Annotated in this window: 9 protein-coding genes and 3 pseudogenes; 5 read left to right on the top strand and 7 right to left on the bottom strand. The window is 43.5% G+C overall.

The window, feature by feature from the left end; all coding sequences use genetic code 11:
• The 3 genes and pseudogenes from O9290_RS10565 to O9290_RS10575 all read left to right on the top strand — a co-directional run.
• Positions 1 to 133 (top strand): annotated as a pseudogene (locus tag O9290_RS10565) (IS630 family transposase); the annotation flags it as partial.
• Positions 134 to 292: 159 nt separating this feature from the next.
• Entirely contained in the window at positions 293 to 457 is a 165-nt protein-coding gene (locus O9290_RS10570; protein WP_288059843.1) for a metallothionein, read from the top strand.
• Positions 458 to 555: 98 nt separating this feature from the next.
• Positions 556 to 927: an ArsR/SmtB family transcription factor gene (locus O9290_RS10575; RefSeq protein WP_002760406.1), complete on the top strand. Its 372-nt coding sequence runs from the start codon at positions 556 to 558 to the stop codon at positions 925 to 927.
• Here the strand turns inward: O9290_RS10575 and O9290_RS10580 are convergent.
• Positions 924 to 1712, bottom strand: a complete 789-nt coding sequence (locus O9290_RS10580; protein ID WP_002760405.1) for a pentapeptide repeat-containing protein — start codon at positions 1710 to 1712, stop codon at positions 924 to 926. The genes O9290_RS10575 and O9290_RS10580 overlap by 4 nt on opposite strands.
• A 201-nt stretch (positions 1713 to 1913) precedes the next feature.
• Here O9290_RS10580 and O9290_RS10585 point away from each other — a divergent pair, with 201 nt between their 5' ends.
• Positions 1914 to 4976 (top strand): sll1366 family intein-prone helicase, encoded by a 3063-nt coding sequence (locus O9290_RS10585; protein ID WP_288059841.1) that lies wholly within the window; start codon positions 1914 to 1916, stop codon positions 4974 to 4976.
• Here the strand turns inward: O9290_RS10585 and O9290_RS10590 are convergent.
• From O9290_RS10590 to O9290_RS10610, 6 genes and pseudogenes are all read right to left on the bottom strand, one after another.
• A complete protein-coding gene (locus O9290_RS10590; RefSeq protein WP_288025856.1) occupies positions 4973 to 5866 on the bottom strand; it encodes a DUF6515 family protein in 894 nt (297 codons plus the stop codon). The two genes, O9290_RS10585 and O9290_RS10590, sit on opposite strands and share 4 nt — an antisense overlap.
• Positions 5863 to 5992 (bottom strand): annotated as a pseudogene (locus O9290_RS28480) (YgiT-type zinc finger protein); the annotation flags it as partial. The pseudogene O9290_RS28480 and the gene O9290_RS10590, both read right to left, overlap by 4 nt.
• A gap of 56 nt (positions 5993 to 6048) precedes the next feature.
• The gene (locus O9290_RS10595; RefSeq protein WP_043999159.1) at positions 6049 to 6381 is read right to left on the bottom strand and encodes a type II toxin-antitoxin system PemK/MazF family toxin; all 333 of its coding nucleotides are present in this window, start codon (positions 6379 to 6381) and stop codon (positions 6049 to 6051) included.
• A complete protein-coding gene (locus O9290_RS10600; RefSeq protein WP_002760402.1) occupies positions 6378 to 6620 on the bottom strand; it encodes an AbrB/MazE/SpoVT family DNA-binding domain-containing protein in 243 nt (80 codons plus the stop codon). Before O9290_RS10600 ends, O9290_RS10595 begins: the two co-directional genes overlap by 4 nt.
• Before the next feature lie 91 nt (positions 6621 to 6711).
• Positions 6712 to 7488: a DUF2092 domain-containing protein gene (locus O9290_RS10605; RefSeq protein ID WP_288059838.1), complete on the bottom strand. Its 777-nt coding sequence runs from the start codon at positions 7486 to 7488 to the stop codon at positions 6712 to 6714.
• Positions 7489 to 7521: 33 nt separating this feature from the next.
• On the bottom strand, positions 7522 to 8184 hold the full coding sequence (locus O9290_RS10610) for a potassium channel family protein (protein ID WP_002760400.1): 663 nt from the start codon (positions 8182 to 8184) through the stop codon (positions 7522 to 7524).
• Positions 8185 to 8497: 313 nt separating this feature from the next.
• Here O9290_RS10610 and O9290_RS28175 point away from each other — a divergent pair.
• A pseudogene (locus O9290_RS28175) lies at positions 8498 to 8687 on the top strand (hypothetical protein).
• Positions 8688 to 8722: the final 35 nt, after the last annotated feature.

Here is an 8722-nt window from a genome sequence, read left to right on the forward strand (position 1 = left end):
GAACTTTTCTGACTTTTCTTCAGCTATTTATGAATGTCTGAATGATGCCCATCTGAAACATAAAAAAGAACTGGATTCCTTGCTGACTCTACGATTTCAGAAGTTTAATAAATCTCAGATTATGAACGTCTAAAGTATAGCTTAAACAGTGAACAGAAAACTCCAATCTGATCACTGATCAAGGAGAACTTCCCACCCGTCTGAGTTTTAGAAAAATTTAACTTTATTCAATCCATGAACATCTGTTCAGATGTTATACTAAAGTCAGTAAAGAAGTTCAGAGGTAGTAACCATGATCGCTGTCACCACCATGAAATGTGCTTGTGAATCCTGTCCGTGTCAAGTATCGATCGCCGATGCCATCAAAGAAAACGATCAATACTACTGTTGCCAAGCTTGTGCCAATGGTCACGTTAAAGGGAAAGGCTGTGGACACAATGACTGTCGTTGCGGTTAAATTTAGTTATTGGGGAGAAGGGGACAAGTATCGGGATTGAAGATTCGATCGATACCTCCCTTTCTCAACTTTCCCTTAATAACCGATCAGGAAAAAACATGGCCATAGAGAAAATAGCGCCGGTTTGTGGGGAATCCCATCACCAAGAGGCGAAATTCCAGCACTTGCAGGGATTAGAAATCGAAAAAGCCCAAAAAATGGCCGAATTTTTCAGCCTTTTGGGGGATGCCAATCGCCTAAGAATTCTGTCGCTTTTAGCCAAAAGAGAATTATGTGTTTGTGACTTAGCCGACGATTTAGGGATGAGTGAATCGGCCGTATCGCACCAGTTAAGAACCCTAAGAGCCTTAAGATTAGTTAAATACCAAAAACAGGGACGGAGAGTCTTTTATCGTCTTGCCGATCATCATGTCCTTGACCTTTATTACGCGGTCTCGGAACATTTAGAAGAGCCAGCGGACGAGGACTAAAACAGTCCCAAAGCGGGTAAAACAAACTGTAAAAGCAGAGAACCAATCCCCTGCACCATTTGGTCTAATTGAGCGTTGCCACCACCTTGTTCTCGCGGTTTTAGGGCGATTTCCATGCCTTTAATAAAATTCTCTGCCGCTTCGTACCCGGGGGTGTTACCTTGCTGTTCAAAGAGAGTCGAAGCCATTTGAGCGTCCTGGGCCGCTAGAGCATTTTGTCCCAGACGATAGTGAGCCATGGCCCGGGCCAGATAAGCTGGAGCATATTCTGAGTTAATTGTCAAGGCCTTATTAAAATTTTCTATAGCGGCGCTGGTGCGTCCCTGTTTTCCTTCCACCATCCCTAGACCGTAGAATAGTTCGGGAGTACCGGCACTACTGGGAATTCCCACCGCACCCTGCACGTATGCAGTGTCTAGTTTGGTGTTTTCGAGGTTAGCATTATTGAGATAAGCGCCTCTTAAATCCGCACCCGTCAAGATTGCCCCGCTTAAGTTCGCTCCAGTGAGATTAGCACCAAAGAAAGAAGCACCGGTTAAATTGGCACCACTCAGATCCGCCCCACTTAAATTAGCTTGACTAAGATTAGCCCCGACGAGATTGGCCCCATTTAATTTTGCCCCGGTTAGATTCGATTGCACCAACCCCGAACCGCTCAGATCGCATTGGGGACATTTTCGGGTGGATAATAATTGCTGTAGGTGGTTTAAATCTTCCGTCTGACCAACTAGGGAGAAGTTCAGGGGAAGACTGAGGACGAGGGTGAGGGCGATCGATTTGTACATAGTTGAAAAATAAATCTATTTATTATTACTGATAATAACCATTCGATCGGGGCTAATCGCTGAACTAGATTCTGGTTGAGAAATCAGCCCTTGTCCACTAAAATAGAAGATTAGAGGCTCTTAACGTCAGAAGAAGCGACAAAATCGAGATTTGTTACCTTTTCAACAGCAAGTTTTTTAGAGGAATTTCCCTATTTCATAATGACTACTCTACACGGTAATTGGCTGATTCGTTCGCAAGATAGTGTTTTTTTTCTTTGGGGTGAACAGTGGCAAGGGAAGGAATTAAGTGAAACAAAGGAAAATCATCCTTTTTGTCTAGAATCTGGGGCATTAGCCCAATTTATCGAGAAATTTTCTCCTCAGCTTGACCGGTATTCTCCAGAATCAATCAAGCTCAGTCTCCCTAGTTATTCTCCCCCAAGGAAAAAATTTTTTTTACCGCTGCTGTCGGGGCAAATTCTCGAACCCACAGCTAAATCCTTGTCTTGGCAACCATGGCAGGTATCGGGATTAACTTTTTCTGCGGGAATGATAGTGCGGTTATGGGAGAAATTCCCCCTAGCTAAGGCCGAATTTATCGGCAATGATCTACGATTTTGGCTGTATTTGCACCGTTGGAGTTTAGATTTATTAGCAAGGGGGAAATTTTTAGCGGGAATAAATCAAGGTCAAAGTTGCTGGTATCCGCTGCTGGATAGTACCATCGATCGCACTCGTTTAGCTAAGTTTATCCAAACCATCCCCCCGGTTTGTCTTGCCTATCAAGAAAATAGCGAACCACAAACAATTATTCTCGATTGCTTAAAAAATATTGTCGATGCTCGTTTACGACAAAAAATAGATAGTACTGTTAATATTTCGCCGTCATTGATGGTGAAACCCTGGCTACAATCTTTAAGCAGTGATCATCATGACATTGCTTTAGAAGCGAAGAATTTACAGCGTCTAGAAAATGCTTATAATAACTGGGTGTTTCCTATCCAAGAAAGTTTAGTGAATGGCAATAATCGCCAATTAATCGAGAATCAATACCGTGTTTGTTTATGTTTACAACCTCCCAGTCTAGGAACAGCGTGGAAACTTACCTATTATTTACAAGCGTTAGATGATCCCGAATTTCTCATTAGTGCCAAGTTGATTTGGTTAGAGGGGAAAGAAAGTTATCATAGTTATCAAAGAGTTGTCAATAATCCCCAGGAAATTCTCTTAAAAGGACTGGGACTAGCGGCGCGATTGTACGAACCGATTAGAATTAGTTTAGAGCAAAGACACCCGGAGGAATGTTCTCTTGATTCGATCGAAGTTTATCAGTTTATTCGCTCGATCGCTTGGCAATTGCAAGATCAGGGATTAGGGGTAATTTTGCCAACGGGTTTAACTGCCGGTAGTAATGAACAAAGATTAGGAATTAAGATTGCTGCCAGTGTAACTCCCAAAAAAGGAGAAAGATTAAGTTTAACCAGTTTATTAAACTTTCAGCTTAAATTAGTGGTAGGGGAACAGGAAATATCAAAAAAAGATTTTGATAAGTTATTAGAGAAAAAATCGCCAGTGGTGGAAGTGGGGGGCAAATGGTTAATCCTACAACCTAGCGATGTTAAAGCAGCTCAGGCAATTTTAAATAATACCATCGCTCCCCTGAATCTCTCGGTGGAAGATGCTCTGCGCTTGAGTTCAGGAGATAATAATCTAATTGCTAAACTGCCGGTAGTTAATTTTCAAGCGGAGGGAGCATTAAAGGAATTAATTGATAATTTAAATAACAATCAAGGGATTCAATTAATCAACCCACCTAGGGAATTTCGGGGGGAATTACGTCCCTATCAAATCAAGGGAGTTAGTTGGTTAGCTTTCCTAGAAAAGTGGGGTTTAGGTGCTTGTTTAGCCGATGATATGGGTTTAGGAAAAACCCCGCAATTAATCGCTTTTTTACTAGCATTAAAAGAACAGGATATGTTAGTTAATCCCGTGTTAGTGGTGGCTCCCACTTCTGTGGTCAATAACTGGGAACATGAGTTAAGAAAATTTGCTCCCACCCTGGCTGTTTTTGTGCATCATGGCGAAAAAAGATTAAAAGGTCAAGCTTTTGCTCAAGCGGTAAAAAATCAATCGGTTGTTATTACCAGTTATCCTTTAATCTATCGCGATCTGTCCAGTTTAGAAGCAGTACAATGGCAAGGTTTAGTTTTAGATGAGGCTCAAAATATTAAAAATTCTACGGCTAAACAATCCCAAGCAGTGCGAAAAATACCCGCAGGATTTCGGATTGCCTTAACGGGAACTCCCGTAGAAAATCGCCTGACAGAATTATGGTCAATTTTGGATTTTCTCAATCCCAATTTTTTAGGAACTCAAGCCTTTTTTCAGCGTCGTTTTGCTCTTCCCATTGAAAAATACGGCGATCAAGAATCCCTGCACAATTTGCGTTCCCTCGTCCGTCCTTTTATTTTAAGGAGATTAAAAACCGATAAAACTATTATTGAAGATTTACCAGAAAAACAGGAAATGAATGTCCTGTGTGGTTTATCAAACGAACAGGGACAACTTTATCAACAATTAGTCGAGACAACCCTCCAGAAAATTGAAGAAACTCAAGGAATTCAGAGACATGGATTAATTTTAAACTTGCTAATGCAACTCAAGCAAATTTGTAATCATCCCGCCCATTTTTTGAAAAAAAATAGTTTAGAAAGCAGTCAAAGATCGGGAAAATTATTACGCTTAGAAGCCATGGTAGAGGAAGTGATAGCAGAAGGCGATCGAGCTTTAATTTTTACACAATTTGCCGAGTGGGGAAAACTCCTACAAACCCATCTCCAGAAAAAATTAGCCGAGGAAATATTATTTCTCTCCGGTTCTACCAAAACAAAAGATCGGGTAGAAATGATCGAGCGCTTTCAAAATGATCCCCAGGGACCAAAGATTTTTATTCTCTCCCTGAAAGCAGGGGGAACAGGATTAAATTTAACCCGCGCTAATCACGTTTTTCATATCGATCGTTGGTGGAATCCAGCCGTAGAAAATCAGGCCACCGATCGCGCTTTCCGCATCGGACAAAAACGTAATGTTCAGGTACATAAATTCATCTGTACGGGAACCCTAGAGGAACGCATTAATGAGATGATCGAAAGCAAAAAACAATTAGCGGAACAAACCGTAGATGCTGGGGAAAATTGGTTAACCGAATTAGATACCGATCGCCTGCGAGATTTATTATTATTAGATCGATCGGCAATTATTGATGAAGAAGAACCCGATTAGAAGCGAACCACCTGATAAACCGTGGAACCATTCTCAAACAGAGGCTGATAGTAAATACCGCTGCAATTGTAATAAAGCGTATTGTCAGCCGTAATTGTGGTGCAGCCGTCTGGGATATAGGTGACAATTGCGCCGATTGGCGGGGCCACCACCGTGTAGGAACTACCGTTAGGCTGAAGATAGATGCCGTCCGAGTAAATGTAGGAATTGGAACCCACATAGACGGTATTGTAGTAGGGGGGGAGAGTGGCGATCGCTGAACCGATGACTAAGCCAGTGGTTAACCCCACCCAACCCCAACCCGGGGGGACGTAATAACCGCCACCGTACCAACCGCCACCACGCCAGTAACCATTGCGATTATCGTCAATAAAGTTCTGACGGTTCTGTTGGCGATCGCTAACCTGCTGCTGCCGTTCCCCCTGTCTTTCGGTGCGTTCCCCTTGACGGATATCGGTTCTTTCGGTGCGTTCCCCCTGCCGGTTTTGTTGACCGGTTTGCCGTTCACCCTGTCTTTCGCTGCGTTCCCCTTGACGGGTATCGGTTCTTTCGCTGCGTTCACCCTGCCGGTTTTGTTGACCGGTTTGCCGTTCACCCTGTCTTTCCGTGCGTTCCCCTTGACGGTTTTGTTGACCGGTTTGCCGTTCACCCTGTCTTCCAGAAAAATCTCTGGAAGGTTGGGAACGATTACTAAAATTCCCCCGGTTTTGCAGATCACTACTGCGGTTGACCCGTGGGGAAGCTCCACCACCCCCACGACTACCACCACCACCGCCACGACTACCGCCACCACCGCCACCGCGAGCGTCCACATAATCCGTTACCAGTAAACTTGTACCCAAGAGGAGGGCGGCAAGAACACATAAGTTTTGACGTAAAGATCTTTTCATGGCCCGGACTCCTTGATTTTTTTATCTTCCCAGATTATTTTCTGCAAGCGTTCGACGGTTTCTGGTGCAAAAAAAACGCTCTCCTGTTTCTACACAAACTCTGGCGGGAACATTTTCGATAATAAATCTGGGTTGGGTTCATAATTAATATCGCTCTTCTGGGACTTTTGAGAATGTCCCGATCAGAACAGAATCGGCTTAATTCTTCTGAGAACATCCTGGAGCAACCGTTCTGGACACTTGCCGATAAAGCTCGCTTTTCTCGCTCGGAAGTCCAACGATCGCAGTTGATCTACCATGATAACTCCTGTCACCACCTCTCCATCTGGAATCTTGACGTAGAAAGGGTTCTGGCGTTGCGTATTGCTCACCGGGCAGACAAAGGCAAAACCAATCTTGCGATTAAAATCAATAGGGCTTACCACCAGTGCTGGACGATTACCCATTTGCTCATGCCCAATTTGTGGGTCGAAGCTCAACCGCAGGAAATCTCCACGTTCTGGAATGTATGTCACCAAACCTCCTCTCCCATTGGCCGTCCCCAATCCACTTCCGGCTCCGGTGATTCAACAACCTCAGCCAGTAGTTCTTCTAGGCTTAACTCAGGCAAGGCTTGAATTAGCTCAATTACTAGCTTTCCGTTTTCCACAGAACATTCAACAACGTCCTTAGGATTGAGGTTTAGTGCTTCCACCGCATACTTGGGAATCCGAATCGCTAAAGAATTACCCCAGCGTCCAATCTGCGACTTCATGATCCCACCTCGAATTCGTTAGATATCCAAAGTATATCAAAACGCTGATTTAGGGGAATACCGACAAGCGATCGCGTTTTATGAACGGGCTTTATGGCTGGGATTGATTATTCCTAGGGGGTAGAAGTTCGATAGGGATCGACTCTGATCCCGGTTGGAAAGTGAAAGTATCGGCGGGGGTACTGGGATTAAAATTCCAGTCGGATAATATTGCCGTGTACTGGGGTGAACCGGGTAGAGTTTTATAGGTGATAATCGCTTTCCTCAGTAGGGGGGTGGCATCCTGCGTGACCCAGATTTGATAGTCGCGATCGCTACCAATCAGCAGCAGGTGATACATCGGTTCGCGGTTGACCATGTCGTTGCCGATAAAAATAATTTGCCTGACATCGGCCTTTAGATCTGCACAGGGATCGTTCGCTGCCAGATTTGACATGGGAATAGTGATTCCGTACCTTTGCTCTACTTGGTCTAAGGCTTCATCTAGAGTATTCGGTGCCGGTTTCGTGACGTATAGATCCCGTTCCAGATCCGCGAGGGTGAAGGTTTTACCGTCGTAAAAAAAGCGGGTAACTCGTTCATCCCCAGTGTAGTCCGAGCGCAGGCGATCGGGTTTCTCTACCCAGATGTTTTGATAGGCACTGTACTGAACTTTCGCCCCGGATTCGAGTACATCGTCATAGGTGACATCCATATTGACGGTGAACGATCGCTGTTTGGTTAAATTAGCACAGAGTTGCTCGATCACCTGTTCCGCCGTTTTTGGGCGGATTTCCTGGGATAGAGTCGGTATTTCCGCCAAGACTCCTGCGGCAGTGACCCAAGGCAAAAGTAAAGAAAGAATCGGCATGAAGCGAGGCATAATCATCTAATATTCCCCCAAGGCGATGGATTGTTTTGGTTAACGACCATTGTGTAAACTGACTAAACGAGCGATAAAAACGGCGGGATAGAGAACTCCAGTCATTCCTTCTAAATTGGCTAGAACTCTAGCGACTTTACTGGTAGGAACTATATCACCGTAGCCAACCGTGGCCAGGGTAGTAAAGCTGAAATGAAGTAGATCCGCCTGGTTGACGGTTTTAGCGGCGGAGCTAAAGGAATCGGGTTCAAAAATCTGGACGATACTATAAGCGGATGCCCAGAAAAATCCTAGGAGAAAATAGACACAAATTCCCCCTTTGATGATATCGGATGTTACCTGTTCGGCGAGAATTAATTCTAGTAAAATCGAGTACACGCATAAACTAACAAAAGCTAGAGAAATTAATGTACTAGATAGCTCGAACCAACGGTTGAAATCGCTATAAATAGGGATAATCGTGCTGAATGCTCGCAGGAGGAGGGCAATCAAAAACAGACCGATATTAAATCTTAAAGCCAATTTACTTCGATCGATCTGATAGACGGCGATGATCAGAGAGAGGGAGAAGAAAAAGAAAATCAGCCAATCTCCCAGGGGTAGATATACTAAAAACGGGTAAATAATGTAGAGCGAGAGCAGATTTGCCAGCAGCCGATTGTATTTATTTTCTGTTGCCCGCATCAATTGACGGAATTTCATAGCAGCGAACCTTTAATTGGTAATATTTCCTCCTGCTCATCAATTTTAAGGGTATTTATCTCCTATCTTCTTTCTAAATTTGCTTGCTTGAATAAACAGCGAGTTTCTATCTATTAGCCTCTAGAAGACTATTATAGAAGCTTGGCAAGAGCGATCGCTATCAAAAAATGGCAAACTTAGACTTATAGATTTTTATTAAGAATTGACCATAAATTTGAAAAAATATTGCGGATAACGAGCAACCCCTATTTCTTTCAATCAAGGAAAAAAGTCAGAGTCTGACGTTATTAACCCAGGTTCTTCGGTTTGTGTTATGCAATGGACGGGGGTTATAAGGGATGAAACCCTTATAGAGAAAGATATTGCTGCGATTTTTGCCAATTATTTTCGATCTAGAACGAACTAATCAATTAAGTCTCTTGCCAGATAAGGATTTAAAGGATTTAGTCGATTTATGTCACCTGATCGAACCATACCAAGTAACGAAGAACCTTAACCCATAAAAGCCAAAAAACTCTACAATTAAGATTGGTGAGGT

This window comes from Microcystis sp. LE19-41.2A, from assembly GCF_027530405.1.
Classification (GTDB): domain Bacteria; phylum Cyanobacteriota; class Cyanobacteriia; order Cyanobacteriales; family Microcystaceae; genus Microcystis; species Microcystis aeruginosa.

Excerpts from the sequence above, each read along its gene's own strand:
- O9290_RS10570 (WP_288059843.1), top strand. The coding sequence starts at position 293 with ATGATCGCTGTCACCACCATGAAATGTGCTTGTGAATCCTGTCCGTGT.
- O9290_RS10575 (WP_002760406.1), top strand. The coding sequence starts at position 556 with ATGGCCATAGAGAAAATAGCGCCGGTTTGTGGGGAATCCCATCACCAA.
- O9290_RS10580 (WP_002760405.1), bottom strand. The coding sequence starts at position 1,712 with ATGTACAAATCGATCGCCCTCACCCTCGTCCTCAGTCTTCCCCTGAAC.
- O9290_RS10585 (WP_288059841.1), top strand. The coding sequence starts at position 1,914 with ATGACTACTCTACACGGTAATTGGCTGATTCGTTCGCAAGATAGTGTT.
- O9290_RS10590 (WP_288025856.1), bottom strand. The coding sequence starts at position 5,866 with ATGAAAAGATCTTTACGTCAAAACTTATGTGTTCTTGCCGCCCTCCTC.
- O9290_RS10600 (WP_002760402.1), bottom strand. The coding sequence starts at position 6,620 with ATGAAGTCGCAGATTGGACGCTGGGGTAATTCTTTAGCGATTCGGATT.
- O9290_RS10605 (WP_288059838.1), bottom strand. The coding sequence starts at position 7,488 with ATGATTATGCCTCGCTTCATGCCGATTCTTTCTTTACTTTTGCCTTGG.
- O9290_RS10610 (WP_002760400.1), bottom strand. The coding sequence starts at position 8,184 with ATGAAATTCCGTCAATTGATGCGGGCAACAGAAAATAAATACAATCGG.